The following is a 20,949-nucleotide window of genomic DNA, read 5'->3' as shown; positions in this document are numbered from 1 at the left end:
TTCGCGAGCATGCTCGCTCCCACAGAGGACTTCCCGCCAATCCAATGTGGGAGCGAGCCTGCTCGCGAAGAAGGCAACTCGGTTCCAGCTCAAACCCAAATCGCATCCCACAGCGGATAGTCGCCAAGCCGCTCGACTAACCCTGCCCTTAGCGGGTTGGCCACAATGTACCGAGCCATTTTTACCAAATCTTCATCACGGCGCAGTGCTCGATCATGAAAGCCTTGTTGCCACAGACTAATCTGACGGCCAGTGGACAGATTGATCGCCTTGGTGCTTAAGGATTTGGTCCTTTGCATCAGCTCACTCAATGATCCCCGCTGCAGATCGATTAGCCAGTGAAAATGATCCGGCATGACTACCCATGCCAGAGAGTCCACAAGCCCTGAGTTTTGTGCTTGGCGAAATTGATGAACAACCAACCTGCCCGAAGAGTAGTCCGCAAAAATGGGTTCTCTATCAAGTGTATTTGTGGTGAGCAAATAGATTCGGTTGGGTTCGGCATACCGGCCCGATCTCAATCGATGTGAAGCTGCTAGATTAGGCATTTCTTTGCCTTTTTCATGAAGGAGTCATGAAAAGGCTAGCCATGGAACTGCCAAGCAGTCATGCAAACTTTTAGCTTGATGTGCCTGGAAGAATGCCTTCGCGAGCAGGCTCGCTCCCACAATGGATTTGCGGTGATTGCACAATTTGTGTCCCACCACAGCACCCTTGTGGGAGCGAGCCTGCTCGCGAAAGCGATAGATCAGTCAATCAAAGATCAGGCAGCCACCCCAGCATCCGCCCTCAACCCCAACGCCTCAATCGCATTAATCGCACACTGCTCATCAACATCCGAAAGATCCCCGCTGATCCCCACCGCTCCCAGCACGTTCCCGTCCTGATCCCTGATCAACACACCGCCCGGTGCCGGCACGACGCTGCCCTGCCCCAGGCTGTTCAATGCCGCGATAAACGCCGGGCGTTGCTGGGCGTCCAGGGCCAGCAGGCGTGAGCCTTTGCCCAAGGCGATGGCGCCCCAGGCTTTGCCGATGGCGACTTGCGGGCGCAGCAGGCTGGCGCCGTCCTCGCGTTGCAAGGTGATCAGATGCCCGCCGGCATCCAGTACCGCGATGGCCAGGGGCGCGGCGGTGATCGCCCGTGCGGCGGTAATGGCCTCGTTGACCAGGTTGACTGCGACTTTCAAGGTTAAAGCGCTCATGGTGCCGTCCTCATTTTGTTTTTCGGAAAGCCGGTGGACTGCTTCGTTGTGCTGCAGACCGATGCAACAAATAGAACACAATGAGTTATTTTTTTGTATACAATAATTATCGAAAAGCGCCACATGCGACGAAAAGCCACAGTAGAGCGGCCTTCCGACGAATGGAACGATCACTTGAGAAAATGGATTGACCTGCGCCGTCCGCCGTGAATACACTCTGCGCAAAGCCACTTGTATACAATTACAAAACGTAAAGAGGCACAAAACCATGAGCAAAATGAGAGCAATCGAAGCCGCCGTTCTGGTGATGCGCCGAGAAGGGGTTGATACCGCTTTTGGCATTCCCGGTGCCGCCATCAACCCGCTGTACTCCGCCCTGCAAAAGGTCGGCGGCATCGATCACGTACTCGCTCGCCACGTTGAAGGCGCCTCGCACATGGCCGAGGGCTACACCCGCACCAAGGCCGGCAACATCGGCGTGTGCATCGGCACTTCGGGACCTGCCGGTACCGACATGGTCACCGGGCTCTACAGCGCCTCGGCCGACTCGATCCCCATCCTCTGCATCACTGGCCAGGCACCCCGCGCCCGTATGCACAAGGAAGACTTCCAGGCTGTCGACATCACCAGCATCGTCAAGCCAGTGACCAAGTGGGCGACCACCGTCCTTGAGCCGGGCCAAGTGCCTTACGCGTTCCAGAAAGCGTTCTTTGAGATGCGCTCCGGCCGCCCAGGCCCAGTGCTGATCGACCTGCCGTTCGACGTACAGATGGCCGAAATCGAATTCGACATCGATGCCTACCAGCCGCTGCCGCTGGCCAAGCCAACCGCGACCCGCATTCAGGTGGAAAAAGCCCTGGCGTTGCTGGACCAGGCCGAGCGCCCATTGCTGGTTGCCGGTGGTGGCATCATCAACGCCGACGCCAGTGACTTGCTGGTGGAGTTCGCCGAGCTGACCGGCATCCCGGTCATCCCGACCCTGATGGGCTGGGGCACCATCCCGGACGATCACCCGTTGATGGTCGGCATGGTTGGCCTGCAAACCTCGCACCGTTATGGCAACGCCACGATGCTCAAATCCGACGTGGTGCTGGGCATCGGTAACCGTTGGGCCAACCGCCACACCGGTTCGGTTGACGTATACACCGAAGGCCGCAAGTTCATTCACGTCGACATCGAAGGCACTCAGATCGGCCGCGTATTCACCCCGGACCTGGGCATCGTGTCCGACGCCGCCGCCGCGCTGACCGTGTTCATCGAAGTCGCTCGCGAGTGGCAAGCTGCCGGCAAGCTGAAAAACCGCAGCGCCTGGCTGCAAGACTGCCAGCAGCGCAAAGCCAGCCTGCAGCGCAAGACCCACTTCGACAACGTTCCGGTCAAGCCGCAGCGCGTTTACGAAGAGATGAACCAGGTGTTTGGCAAGGACACTTGCTACGTCAGCACCATCGGCCTGTCGCAGATTGCCGGCGCGCAGTTCCTGCACGTCTACAAGCCGCGCCACTGGATCAACTGCGGTCAGGCAGGCCCTCTGGGCTGGACCATTCCGGCCGCGCTGGGGGTAGTCAAGGCAGACCCGAACCGCAAAGTCGTGGCCCTGTCGGGGGACTATGACTTCCAGTTCATGATCGAAGAGTTGGCGGTGGGCGCGCAGTTCAAGCTGCCGTACATTCATGTGGTGGTAAACAACTCGTACCTGGGTCTGATCCGTCAGTCGCAGCGCGGTTTCGACATGGATTACTGCGTACAGCTGTCGTTCGACAACCTGAACGCTCCGGAACTCAACGGTTACGGTGTCGATCACGTCGCGGTTGCCGAAGGCCTGGGTTGCAAGGCACTGCGCGTGTTCGAACCGAGCGAGATCCAGCCTGCCCTGCGCAAGGCCCAGGAGCTGATCGAAGAGTTCAAGGTTCCGGTGATCGTCGAGATTATCCTGGAGCGCGTGACCAACATCTCCATGGGCACCGAGATCAACGCCGTCAACGAATTCGAAGACCTGGCGCTGGTCGGCAACGATGCGCCAACGGCGATTTCGTTGCTCGATTAACAACCTGTGGGAGCGAGCTTGCTCGCGATGAGGCCGGCACATTCAACATCTATGTTGTCTGGTACATCGCTATCGCGAGCAAGCTCGCTCCCACAGAGGACTTCACAATTCCAAGGGAGACCACCATGCCGCGTTTCGCAGCCAACCTGTCCATGCTGTTCACCGAACAGGACTTTCTCGGCCGTTTCGAAGCGGCCGCCAAGGCCGGTTTCAGTGGTGTCGAGTACCTGTTCCCGTACGACTTCAGCTCTGCCGAAATCAAGGCCAAGCTCGACGCCAACGGTCTTACCCAAGTGCTGTTCAACCTGCCGGCGGGCGACTGGGCCAAGGGCGAGCGCGGTATCGCCTGCCTGCCGGATCGGGTTGAAGAGTTCCGCGCCGGTGTCGACCTGGTGATCGCCTACGCACAAGTGCTGGGCAACACCCAGGTCAACTGCCTGGCCGGCATTCGCCCACAAGGCGTTGACGATGCCACTGTGGAAAAAACCTTCGTCGCCAACCTCAAGTACGCAGCCGACAAGCTGCAAGCGGCAGGTATCAAACTGGTGATGGAGGCGATCAACACCCGCGATATCCCGGGTTTCTACCTCAACAACACGGCGCAAGCCCTGTCGATTCGCGAGCAGGTCGGCAGCGCCAACCTGTTCCTGCAATACGACATCTATCACATGCAAATCATGGAGGGCGACCTGGCCCGCACCCTGCAATCGCACTTGGGCGAAATCAACCATGTGCAGTTGGCAGACAACCCAGGGCGCAACGAACCGGGTACCGGTGAAATCAACTACCGCTTCCTGTTCGAACACCTGGACCGCATTGGTTATCAGGGCTGGGTCGGTTGCGAATACAAGCCGCTGACCACTACGGAAGCGGGTCTGGGCTGGTTGAAAACCCATAACGCGATCTGATCCGAGACCGCGTCATCGTTCTTCGCGGGCTAGCCTCGCTCCTACGGGATCGGGGTTGTCTGTAGGAGCGAGGCTTGCCCGCGAAGGCGTCCTCGCTGACACCCCACGAATTTTGCGAATAAAGCAATAAAAAGAGGATTTTCTCATGGCTAAAATCGGATTTATCGGCACCGGCATCATGGGCCACCCAATGGCGGCGAACCTGCAAAAAGCCGGTCACAGCCTGTTCCTGTCGGCGCACCACGACGCCGCCCCCGCCGACCTGGTCGCCGCCGGCGCCGTCGCCCTGGCGAACCCGAAAGAAGTCGCCCAGGAAGCCGAATTCATCATCGTCATGGTCCCGGACACCCCGCAGGTCGATGACGTGCTGTTCCGTGCCGATGGCGTTGCTGCCGGTCTCGGCAAAGGCAAAGTGGTGATCGACATGAGCTCGATCTCGCCGACCGCCACCAAGGCCTTCGCCGCTAAAATTAACGAAAAAGGCGCCCAGTACCTCGACGCGCCAGTGTCCGGCGGTGAAGTCGGTGCCAAGGCTGCGACCCTGAGCATCATGGTCGGCGGCGATGGCGATGCCTTCGAACGCGCGCTGCCGCTGTTCCAGGCCATGGGCAAGAACATCACCCTGGTCGGCGGCAACGGTGACGGTCAAACCGCCAAAGTGGCGAACCAGATCATCGTCGCACTTAACATCCAGGCGGTGGCCGAAGCCCTGCTGTTCGCGGCCAAGAACGGTGCCGATCCAGCCAAGGTGCGTGAAGCACTGATGGGCGGTTTCGCTTCGTCGAAGATCCTCGAAGTACACGGCGAGCGCATGATCAAGGGCACCTTCGATCCAGGCTTCCGCATCAGCCTGCACCAGAAGGACCTGAACCTGGCCCTGCAAGGCGCCAAGGAGCTGAACATCAACCTGCCGAACACCGCCAACGCCCAGCAAGTGTTCAGCACTTGCGCGGCCATCGGTGGCAGCAACTGGGACCACTCGGCGCTGATCAAGGGCCTGGAACACATGGCGAATTTCTCGATTCGAGACCAGAAGTAAGCCTGCATAAACCTGTGGGAGCGAGCCTGCTCGCGAAGAATTCACCGCGGTGTCCCTGACAAACCGTGTCGTCTGATTCGCGAGCAGGCTCGCTCCCACAGGGAACCCGAGTTGCCCTTCCAATAACAAGAATTCCGGGAGCCCGCCATGTCGGTCGATCCGCAACAATTCCTGCGCGAGCTGTTCGCCACAGCCATCGACGCGGCCCATCCGCAGCAAGTCCTCGAAGCCCATCTACCTGCCGACCGCAGCGGTCGGGTGATCGTCATCGGTGCCGGCAAAGCCGCGGCCGCCATGGCCCAGGTGGTCGAGCGTTGCTGGCAGGGTGAAGTATCCGGTCTGGTAGTGACGCGCTACGGTCACGGCGCCCCCTGCGAAAAAATCGAAGTGGTCGAAGCCGCGCATCCGGTTCCAGACGCAGCCGGTCTGGCCGTGGCCAAACGCGTGCTGGAACTGGTCAGCGACCTCAACGAAGAAGACCGCGTGATCTTCCTCCTTTCCGGCGGTGGCTCTGCGCTGCTCGCGCTTCCAGCCGAAGGCATCACCCTGGCCGACAAGCAATCGATCAACAAAGCCCTGCTCAAATCCGGCGCGACCATTGGCGAGATGAATTGCGTACGCAAACATCTCTCGGCGATCAAGGGCGGCCGCCTCGGCAAGGCTTGCTGGCCAGCCACTGTTTATACCTATGCGATTTCCGATGTGCCGGGCGACCTCGCCACGGTCATCGCCTCCGGCCCCACGGTGGCCGACCCGAGCACTTCGGCCGAAGCGCTGGCGATCCTCAAGCGCTACGCCATCGACGTGCCAGCCTCCGTGCGTAACTGGCTACAAAGCCCGGAATCAGAGACGGTAAAACCCGGCGATCCGAGCCTGGCCCGCAGTCACTTCCAGCTGATCGCCCGCCCACAGCAATCCCTGGAAGCCGCGGCGGTGAAGTGCCGTCAGGCCGGTTACAGCCCGTTGATCCTGGGTGACCTGGAAGGTGAGTCCCGGGAAGTGGCGAAAGTCCACGCCGGCATCGCCCGACAGATCGTCCAGCACGGTCAGCCGCTGGCCGCGCCCTGCGTGATTCTCTCTGGCGGCGAAACCACGGTCACCGTTCGCGGTAACGGCCGTGGCGGGCGCAACGCCGAGTTCCTGCTCAGCCTGACCGACAGCCTCAAGGGCTTGCCCGGCGTCTATGCCCTGGCCGGTGACACCGATGGCATCGACGGTTCCGAAGACAACGCCGGGGCAATCATGACCCCGGACAGTTACGCCCGCGCCGCGGCCCTCGGTTTGAGCGCCAGCGACGAGTTGGACAACAACAATGGCTACGGCTATTTCGAGGCGCTGGACGCACTGATCGTCACCGAGCCGACCCGCACCAACGTCAACGACTTCCGCGCAATCCTGATCCTTGAGAGCCCTAAACATGACGCCTGACAAAAAGGTCAAGATCCTCGCCACCCTCGGCCCCGCCACCAACGGGATCGATGACATTCGTGAACTGGTGCAGGCCGGGGTCAATATCTTTCGCCTGAACTTCAGCCACGGCGATCACGCCGACCACGCCAAGCGCTATCAGTGGATCCGGGAAGTCGAGCGCCAGCTGAATTATCCGCTGGGCATTCTGATGGACCTGCAAGGGCCGAAACTGCGGGTCGGCAAGTTCGCCGAGGGCAAAGTGCAGCTGCATCGCGGTCAGGCCCTGCGCCTGGATCTCGATGCCACGCCGGGTGATGAACGCCGGGTCAACCTGCCGCACCCGGAAATCATCGCTGCGCTGGAGCCGGGCATGGATCTGCTGCTGGACGACGGCAAGCTGCGCCTGCGGGTGGTCACCAAGTACGCCGACGCCATCGACACCACCGTGCTCAATGGCGGCGAACTGTCGGACCGCAAGGGCGTGAACGTGCCGCAAGCGGTGCTCGACCTGAGCCCGCTGACCGCCAAGGACCGCCGCGACTTGAGCTTTGGCCTCGAGCTGGGGGTGGACTGGGTGGCGCTGTCGTTCGTGCAGCGTCCAGAGGACATTCGCGAAGCCCGTGCCCTGATCGGCGACAAGGCGTTCCTGATGGCCAAGATCGAGAAGCCATCAGCGGTCACGCAATTGCGCGAAATCGCCGAATTGAGCGACGCGATCATGGTCGCCCGCGGTGACCTGGGCGTGGAAGTGCCGGCCGAAAGCGTGCCGCAGATCCAGAAAAACATCATCAGCACCTGTCGCCAGCTGGGCAAGCCGGTGGTGGTGGCGACGCAGATGCTCGAATCGATGCGTTTCTCCCCGGCGCCAACCCGCGCCGAAGTCACCGATGTCGCCAATGCGGTGGCCGAAGGGGCCGACGCGGTGATGCTGTCGGCGGAAACCGCGTCCGGCGAATACCCGCTGGAAGCCGTGCAGATGATGAGCAAGATCATCCGCCAGGTGGAAAACGGCCCGGACTATCAGGCCCAGCTGGACGTCAGCCGACCGAAAGCCGAGGCGACTGTCAACGATGCGATCAGCTGCGCGATCCGCCGTATCAGTAATGTGTTGCCGGTGGCGGTGCTGGTGAACTACAGCGAATCAGGCACCTCGAGTTTGCGCGCTGCACGTGAACGGCCGACGGTGCCGATCCTCAACCTGACGCCGAATCTGCAAACCGCTCGTCGCCTGACCGTGGCGTGGGGTGTGCACTCGGTGGTCAACGATCGCCTGCGCCAGGTGGACGAAGTGTGCTCCACGGCGCTGGAGATTGCCCAGGCCCAGGGCATGGCGCAGCGTGGCGATACGTTATTGATCACTGCGGGTGTGCCGTTTGGGCAGCCGGGGTCGACTAACTCTTTGCGTATCGAAACATTGATTTAATCTCCACATGATCGTTCCCACGCTCTGCGTGGGAATGCAGCCCGGGACGCTCCGCGTCCCAAGAGCAGACGCAGAGCGTCCATTGAGGCATTCCCACGCAGAGCGTGGGAACGATCTGTACTGAAACGACCCTTACCATGCCTGCCAACCACTTCAACACCCACTGCCCCGACTGGGCCGAAGCTTTGCTCAACGGCTTCAGCCAGATATTCCTCCAGCGCCATCCGCTGTTTGGTCTGCTGTGCCTGCTCGCCATTCTGTTTACCGCGCCCGCCTTGCTCGGCGGTGCGCTGCTCGGCGGCGTCGCGGGGTTGCTCACGGCGCAACGTCGCGGCTACGCCAAGGCCGATCGCCAGGCCGGACTCTATAGTTACAACGGTGTCTTGCTAGGCTTGCTGCTTAGCCTGTATTTCCCATGGTCGGCGATGTTGCCGCCGCTGATCCTCGCCGCTGGCGGCCTGAGTGCCATGCTCACGCAACAGTGGCTCAAACGCGCCCGTGTCAGCCAGTACCTGCCCGCCTACACCACGCCATTCGTAGTGTTGAGCTGGTTGCTGCTGTGCTTCGCCACGCCCTCGACCCAGGCGCATCTCATCGAGGTCAGCACGCTGAACATGCTCGCCGCCCCCCTCAAAGGCCTCGGCCAGGTGATGTTCCTCGGTCATCCGCTGGCCGGTGCAATGATTGCCGGCGGTTTGCTGATCGCTGATCGTCGCGCCTTCTGCTGGGCGTTGTTGGCGTCTGTTGCGGGCATGGGTTGGAGCCTGCTGCACCACGACTTCTACACCGCACTGCTGGGCCTGGGTGGCTATAACGCCGTGCTCGCCGCCCTCGCCTTCAGCACTCAGCGCCAGCAGCCGTGGCTGCCATTGGCAGGCATTGCCTCAGCGCTGCTGCTGACGCCGATGTTTGCCGCTATTGGCCTGCCCACGCTGACCGCGCCATTCATCCTCGCCTGCTGGCTGATCCGCTCGGCTGCTCAAGTGCTCGGCAAAGCCAAGGGTGCCAGTGCGCCTTGCGCTTCTGGGGAGAATCAACCTAGGCTGCGCTGATCATTGAGTCAGGCGTTATCCATGGACAGCAGCAAAAACTGGCGTGAAGACCTTTACGTCATGATTTTCCAGAGCGACACCAAGGCTGGTCGGCGCTTCGACGGCATTTTGCTGTTGATCATCCTCGCCAGCCTGGTGATCGTGATGCTCGACAGCATCGATACCGTTCACCGCAACTACGCCGACGTGCTGGCGTATATCGAGTGGGGCTTCACCGTCATCTTCGCCATCGAATATGGCCTGCGCCTGTACTGCTCGCCCAAGCCCCTGCGCTACGCCTTCAGCTTTTATGGGCTGGTGGATTTGCTGGCGATCGTACCCGGCATCCTTGCGCTGTATTACGCCGATGCGCAGTACCTGCTGATTATCCGGATCATCCGGATGCTGCGGATTTTCCGCGTGCTCAAGCTCAGCCCTTACCTGAAACAAGCCAACTACCTGATGTCCGCGCTGCGCGGCAGCAAGCAGAAAATCGTGGTGTTCCTGGTCAGTGTCTGCACCCTGGTGACGGTGTTCGGCACGCTGATGTACGTGATCGAAGGCCCGGAGCACGGCTTTACCAGCATTCCCAAAGGCATCTACTGGGCTATCGTGACGCTGACCACCGTGGGCTTCGGCGACATCGTGCCGAAGACGCCATTGGGCCAGGTGATCTCCTCGCTGGTGATGATCACCGGTTATTCGATCATTGCCGTGCCGACCGGTATTTTCACTGCCGAACTGGCGAACGCCATGCGCGGCGAACAGCTGCAACACGATTGCCCGGTTTGCCGTAAAAGCAACCACGAACACGGCGCCGCTTTCTGTTCCCGTTGCGGCAATGCACTGTTCAAGAAACTGGAATAAGCAAAGTGCTTTTTAATCTTTAAAGGCCTATGCAAGCCCGGCTATAGTCGCTGGCAAAACGGTGGCAACACTTCTTTTGATGAATGAACAATAATCCGTAGGAGCTGCCGCAGGCTGCGATCTTTTGATCTTGCTTTTGAAGATCAAGATCAAAAGATCGCAGCCTGCGGCAGCTCCTACATAGAACAAGGAATGCGCAGTGAAAAAAATCTTTGGCGCCTCACTTCTGGCCGCTGGCCTGGCACTGTCCAGCATGGCTCAGGCCGCACCGACCCTGCTCAACGTTTCCTACGACGTGATGCGCGATTTCTACAAGGACTACAACACCGCCTTCCAGAAACACTGGCAAGCCGAACACAACGAAAACATCACCCTGCAGATGTCCTTCGGCGGTTCCAGCAAACAGGCGCGTTCGGTCATCGATGGCCTGCCGGCTGACGTGATCACCATGAACATGGCCACCGACATCAACGCCCTGGCCGACAACGGCAAACTGGTCCCGGACAACTGGGTCACCCGCCTGCCGAACAACAGCGCGCCGTTCACTTCGGCCACCGTGTTCATCGTCCGCAAAGGCAACCCGAAAGCCCTGAAAGACTGGCCCGACCTGCTCAAGGACGGCGTGCAAGTCATCGTGCCGAACCCGAAAACTTCAGGTAATGGCCGCTACACCTACCTCTCAGCCTGGGGCTATGTGTTGAAAAACGGCGGCGACGAGAACAAGGCCAAAGACTTCGTCGGCAAGCTGTTTAAGCAAGCGCCGGTGCTGGATACCGGTGGCCGCGCCGCTACGACGACCTTCATGACAAACCAGATCGGCGACGTGCTGGTGACCTTCGAAAACGAAGCGGAAATGATCGCCCGCGAGTTTGGCCGCGATCAGTTCGAAGTGATCTACCCAAGTGTCTCCGCAGAAGCCGAGCCACCGGTGTCGGTGGTCGACAAGACCGTCGACAAGAAAGGCACCCGCGCCGCCGCCGAGGAATACCTGAAGTACCTGTGGTCGCCGGAAGGTCAGGAAATCGCCGCCGCCAACTACCTGCGTCCGCGTGACCCGGCCGTGCTGGCCAAGTACACCGACCGCTTCCCGAAAGTGGACTTCCTGTCGGTCGAGAAAACCTTCGGTGACTGGCGCACCGTGCAGAAAACCCACTTCAATGATGGCGGGATTTTCGATCAGATTTATGCCCAGTAAAATCTGAATGCCACCCTGTGGGAGCGAGCCTGCTCCGGGCGGCGTTCCGACGAAAAACGCCAGGACGACGCGGGCATTCAGACAGCCCGCGTCATCGTTGACGTCCATCGCGAGCATGCTCGCTCCTACAGTGTTTTGTGTTAGCTCAAATTCCCGCAAAAGATCGCCTGATGACCATCGGCCGGGCTTTCACGCACTACCAGGGCATAGCCGCCCGCTCGAAGCGTTTCCACGGCGACCGGGGCGCTCTTCCAGAAATACTGGTGCGACGCCGCCGAATAGAACCGCGCATTCGGACCGTCGTTCATGTCATAGGCCGGTTTCGCACCCAGGCTCGCACAGCTTCCCGGATAGATATAGGCCTGCAAACGGCCGGGCAAGGCACTGCCCATGGGTTCGCCACTGACCGCGAACCAGAATACCGTTGCATTACCGTCGGACATCATGATGGGCCGGGCGATGTTCCCGGCATTGATGGAAGTAGCGTTCAGGGGAACGTTGGTGACCTGACGATCAGGCACTGTCGAGCACCCAGAGATCGACCCAACCGCTACCACCAACGCCAGCGAAGATACGATTTTCATCGTGATACTCCCGCTATGTAAGGACGCGTTGAAGTGATCCCCCTGTAGATTCTAGCTGTCACGGGAAAATGGGCTGTTCTTCGGATGGCCGGTGGTCTTGCATCGGCGGTGACTTACACATTGCGCAATGAAATAATTACTATCACTCCAATTACCCTTCCGTTGACTCAATCAGCCCTTTAGCCTGCGCGCATTCCCTACTTTGCAACGAGACACGTTATGAACCCAGCGACCCAGCTGCCCCACGGCACCACGACAATGACCCGAGGCATGGTGCTGCTGTTCTCCTTCTGCTGCGGTGCGATCGTTGCCAACATCTACTATGCGCAACCGATCATCGGCCTGATCGCACCGGACATCGGCCTGACCAGCACCATGGCCAGCCTGATCGTGTCGCTGACCCAGATCGGCTATGCCCTGGGCCTGTTCTTCCTCGTGCCCTTGGGTGATCTGCTGGAAAACCGCCGGCTGATGATCATCACCACCGTGGTGGCCATTGTCAGTCTGCTGGGCGCGGCGTTCACCGATCAGCCGAACGTGTTTTTGCTGATTTCGCTGCTGGTGGGCTTCAGCTCGGTGTCGGTGCAGATCCTGATTCCGCTGGCCGCGCACCTCGCGCCAGAGGAATCTCGCGGCCGCGTGGTCGGCGGGATCATGGGCGGTTTGTTGCTGGGGATCTTGCTGGCGCGACCGGTGTCCAGCGTGGTGGCGGATCATTTTGGCTGGCGGGCAATGTTTGTGATTGCCGCAATATTGATGGCAGCAATCAGCATCGTGCTGGCGATGACCATCCCCAAGCGCCAGCCTGACCACAGCGCGTCCTACGGCCAATTGCTGGGTTCGCTCTGGACGCTGCTGCGTCAACAACCGGTGTTGCGCCAGCGGGCGTTTTACCAAGGGTGCATGTTCGCCACGTTCAGCCTGTTCTGGACCGCCGCGCCGCTGGAACTGGCGCGCAATCATGGTCTGTCGCAAAGCCAGATCGCGATTTTCGCCCTGGTCGGCGCAATCGGCGCCATTGCCGCGCCTATCGCCGGACGCCTGGCCGACGCCGGTCACACCCGCATCGCTTCATTGCTGGCCCTGCTGTTCGCCAGCCTGAGCTTCCTGCCCGCCTTCATCCATCCGGCCTACAGCGTGATCGGTTTGGCCGTGACCGGCGTGGTCCTGGACTTCTGTGTGCAAATGAACATGGTCCTCGGCCAACGCGCGGTCTATGCCCTGGACGCCAAAAGCCGCAGCCGCCTGAATGCGCTGTACATGACCAGCATCTTCATTGGCGGCGCATTCGGCTCATCCGTGGCCAGCGCGGTGTATGAGCACGGCGGCTGGTTGTGGATCGTGGTGGTCGGCAGTGCGTTCCCACTGTTGGCGTTGTTGCGGTTCCTGAGTGTTTCGCAGAAGGCTTCATTGGCGACCGCGTAAAGATTCAAGCGCCTGGCGGGCAAGTTGGATCGCCCGCCAGGGCACTGTTACGAGTACCCCTCAATTGCGCACCAGTTTCTCCATCGCCGCATCCGCCAGGAACGACGAACGGCTTTTGACGTTGTGCTCGCGCACATAGCGGTCAATGCGCTGGATCACATAGCCGGGCAACGTCACGTTGACCTTCTCGGTCTTGCCCAGATACGGCGAGATGTTCAGCTCCAGCATGCCCCAGCCCATGTCGGCGAACTCCGGATTACTGCGATGCAGCGTCGCCGAAGTCGGCATCGGAATCGACTCGCCATCCGCCGCCAACTCTTGCAGCATGATGTGGGCAATTTCGACGGCTGCGTTGTAGGCCTCTTCAAAGCTATCCCCGGCGGTTACTGCACCTGGGATATCGGGGATCTGGATACCGATGGCGGTGTTCTCATCGCCCCATTCGATACAGATTGGATATTGCATTATGGATCTCCTGCGTAACTGGCTAGCGGGCAGTACAGCCCCGCTCGCCTCCTGATGCTCTTGACCGTCCCGACCGGTAAATCCTTTTTCGGATGGGGGACGGGAATGGTGTACGGGTTGTAACGGTGGGTGAAGATGTGATGACTGCCAGTGACCCGGTCCAGGGTCCAACCCGCCTCCATCAATTCCTTGATCAATAGCCTGCTCTGCACCACCAGCCTCCTTGCTTCGGCCTCAATAAAAATAACCCTAGAGTTATCTTTACTCAAGCACAAAAACCGAAAGCACGACGTTCGGTTGTATTGCGGGGTGTGATGAGAGAAGGTCTCACGCCAGCGTGTTATCCAGTTGGGCGAAGGGCTAGTTGAGAAAAGAGGCGGGCTCGTCGAGGCAGGCCAACAGTCGCTCGACGGTGCGCTCCAGCGGCCCGGAGTTGTCGAGCACATGCGCTGTCGGATCATCGGCCAGCAGGCGCTCACTGAAACTGGCATTGCGTGCCAGGCGCTGATCGATCTCGGTCACGGATTCACGCCCACGTGCCAGCAAGCGCTGGTGCAACACCGCCTGGTCCACGGTCAGCAACAACACCAACACCTGTGGATAACGCTCGCGAGTATTTTGCAAATGCGCCCGCGAACCGTTCACCAACACGTCCTGTCCGGCAGCCAGCCAATCGTCGATTTCCCGCGGGATGCCGTAGTACAGACCATTGGCTTGCCAGCTCAGGGCAAACGCGCCCTGAGCCTCCATCTCGACGAACTGCTGCGGGCTGACGCCCAGCGCCGCCTCGCCCACGGCTTCCGCCGAACGCGTGATGACCCGCCGCACGATACGGCAGCCGCGCTCGGCCAACCGTGCTCGCGCGGCATCAAGCAGGCTGTCCTTGCCCGAACCCGAAGGCCCGATGAGATAGATCAACCTGCCTGCCATCAAAACCCCCTCTTCGCTTGTCGCCGTACTTGCTGGACCACTGGTAAACCATCCTGACTGCGCGCTTGAACCAGGCGGGCGGGCAGATTTGCGGCGGCCACGTTACCCGAGTGCGTACCGCCCCGCACGATGTAGTTGCCCATGAAGTAGCCACGGTACTTGGATTCCAGGAAGAACTGGCGCTGACCCGGCGAGTGGTTCGTTACCGCAGTAATGGCTATGTGTTCCATCAAACATCGTGGTCGACTGTGAGGCCGCCATCGCGAGCAAGCTCGCTCCCACAGGGTTCTGCAGTGGTTCCACGATCTTCCGCACCGACAAAAAGGCGACCCCGAAGGTCGCCTTTTGCATCACTGCCCGAATTGCCGTCCCAAACCACCCGGCACTCCTTGGATATCCGTCTCTTCCCAAGGCCCTTTCGGGCTGATCGAGCGGCTCCAGCCGTTATCCCAGCGGTAGTAGGTGCGCTGGCGGTAGAACGTGTTCGGTTGATCGTCGAGCACATACACCCCCAGTTTCGGATCCCAATGACTGTTGCCACCCGGTGGCGGCGCAAAGCTCGCGGAGGTGCGCGGCAGCGGCTTGGCCGGTTTGGCGGGAGTAGTCGGCTTGCTCGGCACCGTCGACGGCGCCGGTTTGGTACTCGGCTGCGACGGCGGGATCGGTGGCGGTGTCGTCTGTTCAGGTGGCCGTTGGACCGCACAAGCGCTCAGCCCCAAAACAACGCTGAGCAGGGTAATACGAGCAATGGCGGTCATGGTGGCGTTTCCTGTCATTTATCCGGGCTGTCGATGGTCAGTTGTTGCGGCGCGGTGGTGCTGCTGGCCAGGGGCTGGCTGCGACCGATCCACTCGCCTGCCGTCGGTTGACCGGCGCGGGAGATGCGCGCAACCAGTTGGACTTCAGGGAAGTTAGACAGTTTCAACTGCGGCATCATTGCATCGGCATCGCCCAGTTCCACAGTTGCTGGCAAGTCGGCCACGGTCAGACGCTTGGCCGCCAGTGGTGCGGGAGGGCCCGAGGTGGCGCGAGCGAAAATGAACACGCTGTCCCCCGGCTGGACCTTGGCCTTCAGCTCGGCCGCCAGGTCCACCCGGACCTTGAGCAGCGCTGCCGGTTTAGCCGCTGGCGCCTCGGCCACTTTGCCACCACTGGCCACCAGTTTCTCGCTGGCGCGGGCGATACCGCCTTGCAGCGCTATACGGGATTTATCCTCCGGCGGCAGTTGCTCCAGCAGGCGATTCCAGTAATCGATCGCTTCCTGGTAACGCTGGCCTTCGAAGGCGGCGATGCCCAGCAGGCCAAGGCTGGTGACTTCTTTCGGATCGGCTTTGAGCGCTTCGTCAGTCAGGGCCTGGACCTTGTCCGACCACTTCTTGCCATCGGCGAAATACTGGGCCTGGGCCCATTGACCCAACAGTTCAGGTTGGCGCCCGGCCAGGTTGACGGTGCGCTCGAAGACCTTCGCCGCGTCACCTGGACGATCCTGGGTCATGTAGGTGCGACCGAGGAAGTACAGCGCTTCGGCGGAATCCGGCTGCGCCGCGACCGCGCGCTCCAGGCGCCGGGTCATTTCTTCCATCGACTGTGGCGCCTGGGCGAATTCCCGGGTCAGCTCGACCTTGTCGCTGGCACCGAAATGCAGGTACAAACCCAGGCCCACCACCGGGACCAGGATTGCTGCCAGCAACGGTGCCGCTTTGCCCAGGCGCGTCACCCGCGGCGCGGCAACGCCTTCGGTGTCGGCAAGCAATTCACGGGCGGCTTCGGCGCGACCGGCGTCCATTTGCGCGGCATCGAGAACGCCCTCTTCCTGCTGAGACTGCAGCTCAGCCACGCGCTCCTGATACAGCGCCACGTTCAGGGCAGTACGATCCTCTTCGAGCTGGGCGCGACGGCTACGCAGAACGGGGATCAGCAGAAAACTCAGGGCCACCAGAAGCAGCAGACCTGCAGCGAGCCAGAAATCAATCATTCTTGGATTTATCCAACAGTTGGTCGAGGCGCTCGCGCTCCTCGGCAGAAAGCGAGCCCGGCGTCTCGGCGCGTCGCACGCGACGACGACGGACGATCACCGCGATGATCACCAAACCACCGAGCAGCAGGCCGGCGGGGCCGAACCAGAGCACCGCGGTCTTGGCGTTCAGGGCCGGTTTATAGCGGACGAAATCACCGTAGCGATCGACCATGAAGTCGATGATCTGCTGGTTGTCCTTGCCCTCGCCGAGCATGCGAAAAATCTCTTTGCGCAGGTCGGCGGCGATCGGGGCGTTGGAGTCGGCGATGTCCTGGTTCTGGCACTTGGGGCAACGCAGCTCCTTGGTCAATTCGCGAAAACGCTCGCGATCACCTTCCTTGGCAAACTCGTAGGTGTCGATGGCGGCGTGGGCCACGCCGGCCATGCTCAAGCCCAATACAGCGGCAGCAATCCAGCGCTTCATGGCTTGGCCTCGTCGACCAGCGCCTGGTACTTGGCCGCCAGTTTTTCGCGCCAGACCTGCTCGTCGATCACGCCGACGAACTTGTCGCGGATGATGCCCTTGGCGTCGATGAAGAAGGTTTCCGGGGCGCCGTACACACCGAGGTTCAGGCCCAGGGTGCCTGCATCGTCGCGGATGTCCAGCTGATACGGGTTGTGGAAGTCTGCCAGCCACTTCAAGGCGTCGGTGTTGACGTCCTTGTAGTTGATGCCGTAGATCACCACGCCCTTCTCGGCGAGTTTGTTCAACACCGGGTGCTCGACCCGGCAGGAAATGCACCAGGTGCCCCAGACGTTGACCAGCGCCGGCTTGCCGAGGATGTCGGCACGGGTCAGGGTCTTGTCGCCCTGCACCGCTGGCAGGGAGAACTCCGGGAAGGGTTTGCCGATCATCGCCGAGGGCAACTCGGCCGGGTCCAGGTACAGACCGCGATACAGGAAAACAGCCACCACCAGAAAAATCGCCAGTGGCAACAGCATCAACCAACGTCTCATGCAGTCGCTCCCGTCATGCCCAGCGCTTCACGCACGCGGCTTTTCACCTTGACCCGATAACGCCGGTCCAGCGCCGCCAGCAACCCGCCGAGACCGGTGAGCAAACCACCAAACCAGATCCAGCGCACGAACGGCTTGACGTGCACGCGTACTGCCCAAGCGCCATCGCCCAGGGGTTCGCCCAGTGCGACGTAAAGGTCACGGGTGAAACCGGCGTCGATCCCGGCTTCGGTCATCACCGAGTTCTGCACGGTGTAGAGGCGTTTTTCCGGGTGCAGCACGCTGACTTCCTTGCCGTCCTTGATCACCCGTACGGTGCCCTTGTCGGAGGTGAAGTTCGGGCCTTCGAAGTGCTTGGCGCCTTCGAACACAAACTGGTAGCCGCCCAGGGCCATGGATTCGCCCGGCGCCAGACGCAGGTCGCGCTCGGCACTGTTCTGGCTCGACAACACCACGCCGAGGGCGCAGACGGCGATGCCCAGGTGCGCAACCTGCATGCCCCAGTAGCTGCGGGTCAGGGTCGGCAGGCCTTTGATCAGGCCTTTGTGGCGAGTCTTGTCGACAATGTCACGCACGCCGGCCAGCAACACCCAGGCCGCGAGCATGAAGGTCGCCAGCACCGCCCAGTTGAAATCGCCGTAGGCGACGCCAGCCACCACCGCCAACGCGGCGCTGCCGAGCAGCACCGGGGTGAGCATGCTCAGCAGCCATTTCACCGGGGTGTCTTTCCAGCGCACGATCACGCCGACCGCCATCACCAGCATCAACAAGGCCATCAACGGAATGAACAGCGCGTTGAAATACGGCGGGCCGACCGACAGCTTGGCACCGGTCATGGCATCGAGAATCAACGGATACAAGGTGCCCAGCAGGATCATCGAAGCCGCCACCACCAGCACCAGGTTGTTGCCCAGCAGCAAGGTTTCCCGGGACCAGAGGTTGAAGCCGACCTGGCTCTTGACCACCGGTGCGCGCAAGGCGAACAGCGTCAGCGAACCACCGACCACGAACAGCAGGAAGATCAGGATGAATACGCCGCGCTCGGGGTCCGAGGCGAAGGCGTGCACCGAGGTCAGCACGCCGGAACGCACAAGGAATGTACCCAGCAGGCTCAACGAAAAAGCCGCAATGGCCAGCAACACGGTCCAGCTCTTGAACACGCCACGTTTTTCCGTGACCGCCAACGAGTGAATCAGCGCGGTGCCCACCAGCCAGGGCATGAACGAGGCGTTTTCCACCGGATCCCAGAACCACCAGCCGCCCCAGCCGAGTTCGTAATAGGCCCACCAGGAGCCGAGGGTGATACCGATACCGAGGAAGGCCCAGGCGACGATGGTCCACGGACGCGACCAACGCGCCCACGCGGCATCCAGACGACCGCCCATCAACGCTGCGATAGCGAACGCGAACGCCACCGAGAAACCGACGTAACCCATGTACAGCATCGGTGGGTGAACGATCAGGCCGATATCCTGCAGCAATGGATTGAGGTCGGCGCCATCGCTGGGTACTTGCGGCAGGATGCGCTTGAACGGGTTCGAGGTGAGGATCAGGAACAGCAGGAACCCGGTGCTGATCATGCCCATCACTGCCAGCACCCGTGCCAGCATCACTTGCGGCAGCTGCCGGGAGAATACCGCCACCGCAAACGTCCAGCCGCCGAGGATCAACGCCCACAACAGCAACGAACCTTCGTGCGCGCCCCACACGGCACTGAATTTGTAGTACCAGGGCAAAGCGCTGTTGGAGTTGCTGGCGACATAAGCGACGGAGAAGTCGTCAGCCATGAATGCATAGGTCAAGCATCCAAAAGCGAACAGCAGAAAGGCGAACTGACCCCACGCCGCCGGCTGGGCCAGGCTCATCCAGAAACGGTCACCGCGCCAGGCACCGAGCAACGGCACCACCGCCTGAAACAGCGCGAAGCACAGCGCCAGGATCATCGCCAGGTGGCCCAGCTCCGGGATAAAAATTCCAGATGTCATCAGTTAGCCCTCTTTCGCGGGAGTGGGTGCCGACTGGCCACTGTCTTTCAGGGCCTTGGTCACTTCCGGCGGCATGTACTTCTCATCGTGCTTGGCCAGCACTTCATCGGCCACCACCACGCCTTGGGCATTCAGTTTGCCCAAAGCGACAATGCCCTGCCCTTCGCGGAACAGGTCAGGGAGGATGCCGCGATAAGTGATGGTCACGGATTTGTTGAAGTCGGTGACGACGAACTTCACGTCCAGCGAGTCGCCGGAGCGCTGCAGGGAACCGGCCTCGACCATGCCCCCGGCGCGGATGCGCGTGTCCTGCGGGGCTTCGCCATTGGCGATCTGGGTCGGCGTGTAGAACAGGTTTATGTTCTGCTGCAGGGCGCTCAGGGCCAGGCCCACGGCGGCACCGACCCCGACCAGGATCGCCAGAATGATGATAAGACGCTTTTTACGCAGCGGATTCACTTGCCGTTCTCCCGGCGCAGACGACGCGCCTCTTGTTGCAGATACCGCTTGCGGGCCAGGATCGGCGCCGCCACGTTGAGGGCCAGCACCGCCAGGCAGATGCCGTAGGCCGACCAGACATACAGGCCGTGATGGCCCATGGCGAGGAAGTCGCCGAATGAAGCAAAACTCATCGAGCGACCTCCAGGCTGTTTTCCACTTCGGCCTTGACCCAACTGGCCCGGGCTTCGCGCTTGAGCACTTCGAGGCGCATGCGCAGCAGCAACACCGCGCCGAAGAAACAATAGAAACCCAGCGCCGTCAGCAGCAATGGCAGCCACATCTCGGCGGGCATCGCCGGTTTTTCCGTGAGCGTGAACGTCGCGCCCTGGTGCAGGGTGTTCCACCACTCCACCGAGTACTTGATGATCGGGATGTTGATCACGCCGACAATGGCCAGCACCGCGCAAGCCTTGGCCGCGCTGTCACGATTACTGATGGCGTTACCCAGCGCAATAAGACCGAAGTACAGGAAAAGCAGAATCAGCATGGACGTCAGTCGTGCATCCCAGACCCACCACGAGCCCCAGGTCGGCTTGCCCCAGATCGCCCCGGTGACCAGCGCCACGGCGGTCATCCAGGCACCGATGGGCGCCGCGCACTGCAGGGCGACGTCGGCCAGCTTCATCTTCCACACCAGCCCGACGATGCCGCACACCGCCAGCATCACGTAGATGGACTGTGCCAGCATGGCGGCCGGAACGTGGATGTAGATGATGCGAAAGCTGTTGCCCTGCTGGTAGTCCGGCGGCGCGAAGGCCAGGCCCCAGACCACGCCAACGCCGATCAGCAGCAACGCCGCGACGCTAAGCCACGGCAGCATTTTGCCGCTGATGCCGTAAAACCATTTGGGCGAGCCGAGCTTGTGAAACCACGTCCAGTTCATACTGTTTCCATCACGGTTGCTGTGCGTTATCACGCTCAGCCAGGGTCTGCCTTTTCTTCAAAAAGAAGTGGTTAAATTTTA

At 60.9% G+C, this 20,949-nt stretch carries 24 protein-coding genes; 9 read left to right on the top strand and 15 right to left on the bottom strand.

Annotated features, from left to right (window positions below; genetic code table 11):
- Positions 1-89: 89 nt before the first annotated feature.
- Complete coding sequence (locus tag ACA054_RS08580) at positions 90-548, bottom strand: REP-associated tyrosine transposase (protein ID WP_497689006.1); 459 nt, start codon at positions 546-548, stop codon at positions 90-92.
- Positions 549-763: 215 nt separating this feature from the next.
- Positions 764-1,204 (bottom strand): GlcG/HbpS family heme-binding protein, encoded by a 441-nt coding sequence (locus ACA054_RS08575; protein WP_497689005.1) that lies wholly within the window; start codon positions 1,202-1,204, stop codon positions 764-766.
- Positions 1,205-1,472: 268 nt separating this feature from the next.
- Here ACA054_RS08575 and gcl point away from each other — a divergent pair, with 268 nt between their 5' ends.
- The 8 genes from gcl to ACA054_RS08535 all read left to right on the top strand — a co-directional run bounded on the left by gcl (position 1,473) and on the right by ACA054_RS08535 (position 11,121).
- Positions 1,473-3,248, top strand: a complete 1,776-nt coding sequence (gene gcl / locus ACA054_RS08570; protein ID WP_497689004.1) for a glyoxylate carboligase — start codon at positions 1,473-1,475, stop codon at positions 3,246-3,248.
- Between the two features lie 125 nt (positions 3,249-3,373).
- A complete protein-coding gene (hyi, locus tag ACA054_RS08565) occupies positions 3,374-4,156 on the top strand; it encodes a hydroxypyruvate isomerase (RefSeq protein WP_497689003.1) in 783 nt (260 codons plus the stop codon).
- 145 nt (positions 4,157-4,301) lie between these two features.
- The gene (locus ACA054_RS08560; protein ID WP_497689002.1) at positions 4,302-5,195 is read left to right on the top strand and encodes a 2-hydroxy-3-oxopropionate reductase; all 894 of its coding nucleotides are present in this window, start codon (positions 4,302-4,304) and stop codon (positions 5,193-5,195) included.
- Positions 5,196-5,342: 147 nt separating this feature from the next.
- The gene (locus tag ACA054_RS08555) at positions 5,343-6,623 is read left to right on the top strand and encodes a glycerate kinase type-2 family protein (RefSeq protein WP_497689001.1); all 1,281 of its coding nucleotides are present in this window, start codon (positions 5,343-5,345) and stop codon (positions 6,621-6,623) included.
- A complete protein-coding gene (gene pyk / locus ACA054_RS08550) occupies positions 6,613-8,028 on the top strand; it encodes a pyruvate kinase (protein ID WP_497689000.1) in 1,416 nt (471 codons plus the stop codon). Before ACA054_RS08555 ends, pyk begins: the two co-directional genes overlap by 11 nt.
- A 137-nt stretch (positions 8,029-8,165) precedes the next feature.
- A complete protein-coding gene (locus ACA054_RS08545) occupies positions 8,166-9,080 on the top strand; it encodes an urea transporter (protein ID WP_497688999.1) in 915 nt (304 codons plus the stop codon).
- Positions 9,081-9,101: 21 nt separating this feature from the next.
- The gene (locus tag ACA054_RS08540) at positions 9,102-9,926 is read left to right on the top strand and encodes an ion transporter (RefSeq protein ID WP_497688998.1); all 825 of its coding nucleotides are present in this window, start codon (positions 9,102-9,104) and stop codon (positions 9,924-9,926) included.
- A 199-nt stretch (positions 9,927-10,125) separates the two neighbouring features.
- Positions 10,126-11,121: a sulfate ABC transporter substrate-binding protein gene (locus ACA054_RS08535; protein ID WP_497688997.1), complete on the top strand. Its 996-nt coding sequence runs from the start codon at positions 10,126-10,128 to the stop codon at positions 11,119-11,121.
- 140 nt (positions 11,122-11,261) lie between these two features.
- On the opposite strand, the gene ACA054_RS08530 is transcribed toward ACA054_RS08535, so the two are convergent.
- Entirely contained in the window at positions 11,262-11,705 is a 444-nt protein-coding gene (locus ACA054_RS08530) for a hypothetical protein (protein ID WP_497688996.1), read from the bottom strand.
- A 219-nt stretch (positions 11,706-11,924) separates the two neighbouring features.
- Here ACA054_RS08530 and ACA054_RS08525 point away from each other — a divergent pair, with 219 nt between their 5' ends.
- Positions 11,925-13,130: an MFS transporter gene (locus tag ACA054_RS08525; protein WP_497688995.1), complete on the top strand. Its 1,206-nt coding sequence runs from the start codon at positions 11,925-11,927 to the stop codon at positions 13,128-13,130.
- 60 nt (positions 13,131-13,190) lie between these two features.
- Here the strand turns inward: ACA054_RS08525 and ACA054_RS08520 are convergent, their stop codons facing one another.
- The 12 genes from ACA054_RS08520 to ACA054_RS08465 all read right to left on the bottom strand — a co-directional run bounded on the left by ACA054_RS08520 (position 13,191) and on the right by ACA054_RS08465 (position 20,868).
- The gene (locus ACA054_RS08520; RefSeq protein ID WP_497688994.1) at positions 13,191-13,595 is read right to left on the bottom strand and encodes a type II toxin-antitoxin system HicB family antitoxin; all 405 of its coding nucleotides are present in this window, start codon (positions 13,593-13,595) and stop codon (positions 13,191-13,193) included.
- Positions 13,595-13,807, bottom strand: coding sequence for a type II toxin-antitoxin system HicA family toxin (locus ACA054_RS08515; RefSeq protein WP_095061651.1), 213 nt, complete (start codon positions 13,805-13,807; stop codon positions 13,595-13,597). The genes ACA054_RS08520 and ACA054_RS08515 overlap by 1 nt, the downstream gene beginning before the upstream one ends.
- A gap of 148 nt (positions 13,808-13,955) precedes the next feature.
- A complete protein-coding gene (gene phnN / locus ACA054_RS08510; protein ID WP_497688993.1) occupies positions 13,956-14,525 on the bottom strand; it encodes a phosphonate metabolism protein/1,5-bisphosphokinase (PRPP-forming) PhnN in 570 nt (189 codons plus the stop codon).
- Positions 14,525-14,755: a hypothetical protein gene (locus ACA054_RS08505; RefSeq protein ID WP_497688992.1), complete on the bottom strand. Its 231-nt coding sequence runs from the start codon at positions 14,753-14,755 to the stop codon at positions 14,525-14,527. The genes phnN and ACA054_RS08505 overlap by 1 nt, the downstream gene beginning before the upstream one ends.
- A 120-nt stretch (positions 14,756-14,875) precedes the next feature.
- Positions 14,876-15,283, bottom strand: coding sequence for a hypothetical protein (locus ACA054_RS08500; RefSeq protein WP_046819354.1), 408 nt, complete (start codon positions 15,281-15,283; stop codon positions 14,876-14,878).
- A gap of 14 nt (positions 15,284-15,297) precedes the next feature.
- On the bottom strand, positions 15,298-16,500 hold the full coding sequence (gene ccmI / locus ACA054_RS08495) for a c-type cytochrome biogenesis protein CcmI (RefSeq protein WP_497688991.1): 1,203 nt from the start codon (positions 16,498-16,500) through the stop codon (positions 15,298-15,300).
- Positions 16,493-16,966, bottom strand: coding sequence for a cytochrome c-type biogenesis protein (locus ACA054_RS08490; protein WP_497688990.1), 474 nt, complete (start codon positions 16,964-16,966; stop codon positions 16,493-16,495). The genes ccmI and ACA054_RS08490 overlap by 8 nt, the downstream gene beginning before the upstream one ends.
- Positions 16,963-17,499, bottom strand: a complete 537-nt coding sequence (locus tag ACA054_RS08485; RefSeq protein WP_497688989.1) for a DsbE family thiol:disulfide interchange protein — start codon at positions 17,497-17,499, stop codon at positions 16,963-16,965. Before ACA054_RS08485 ends, ACA054_RS08490 begins: the two co-directional genes overlap by 4 nt.
- Positions 17,496-19,484, bottom strand: coding sequence for a heme lyase CcmF/NrfE family subunit (locus tag ACA054_RS08480; RefSeq protein WP_497688988.1), 1,989 nt, complete (start codon positions 19,482-19,484; stop codon positions 17,496-17,498). The genes ACA054_RS08485 and ACA054_RS08480 overlap by 4 nt, the downstream gene beginning before the upstream one ends.
- A gap of 3 nt (positions 19,485-19,487) precedes the next feature.
- The gene (ccmE, locus tag ACA054_RS08475; RefSeq protein ID WP_497688987.1) at positions 19,488-19,943 is read right to left on the bottom strand and encodes a cytochrome c maturation protein CcmE; all 456 of its coding nucleotides are present in this window, start codon (positions 19,941-19,943) and stop codon (positions 19,488-19,490) included.
- Positions 19,940-20,116: a heme exporter protein CcmD gene (gene ccmD / locus ACA054_RS08470; protein ID WP_008055370.1), complete on the bottom strand. Its 177-nt coding sequence runs from the start codon at positions 20,114-20,116 to the stop codon at positions 19,940-19,942. Before ccmD ends, ccmE begins: the two co-directional genes overlap by 4 nt.
- Positions 20,113-20,868: a heme ABC transporter permease gene (locus ACA054_RS08465; protein ID WP_497688986.1), complete on the bottom strand. Its 756-nt coding sequence runs from the start codon at positions 20,866-20,868 to the stop codon at positions 20,113-20,115. The genes ccmD and ACA054_RS08465 overlap by 4 nt, the downstream gene beginning before the upstream one ends.
- Positions 20,869-20,949: the final 81 nt, after the last annotated feature.

The sequence above is a fragment of the Pseudomonas sp. LBUM1653 genome (assembly GCF_059716115.1).
Note: the sequence above shows the minus strand (reverse complement) of the source record. Positions and strands in the feature narration are given on the sequence as shown.